Source organism: Mesorhizobium sp. M8A.F.Ca.ET.181.01.1.1, from assembly GCF_004792025.1.
Taxonomy (GTDB): domain Bacteria; phylum Pseudomonadota; class Alphaproteobacteria; order Rhizobiales; family Rhizobiaceae; genus Mesorhizobium.
In genome coordinates, this window is sequence record NZ_SRTV01000219.1 from 1 (window position 1) to 307 (window position 307).

The following is a 307-nucleotide window of genomic DNA, read 5'->3' on the forward strand; positions in this document are numbered from 1 at the left end:
TTCGGTCAAGGTCGCGATCGACCGCAGCCTGTTCGCATCGTCCGCTTCCACCTCCGCCGCGCCCAGCACCAGCCTCTGGTCGAGCCTTGCTTTCTGGCGTGGCCTCGCCGCCGCTGCCATTGCTGCTTTGGCAGTCTACGTCGCCCTGCCTTTCCTCAATCCGCCGGTTACGCAGCCTCAGACCAGGTTGTTCGCCTCACTGGCCGCCTACAACAGCCCTGTCAAATACCTCGCCGTCTATGACGCCGCCCGCCATGAGGTCGGCCTGTCGCTGGTCTCCGGCGAGCGTGGCGCCGGCAAGGACTTC

1 pseudogene is annotated in these 307 nt (G+C 65.8%); it reads left to right on the forward strand.

The window, feature by feature from the left end:
• A pseudogene (locus EN824_RS34335) lies at positions 1-307 on the forward strand (anti-sigma factor); the annotation flags it as partial.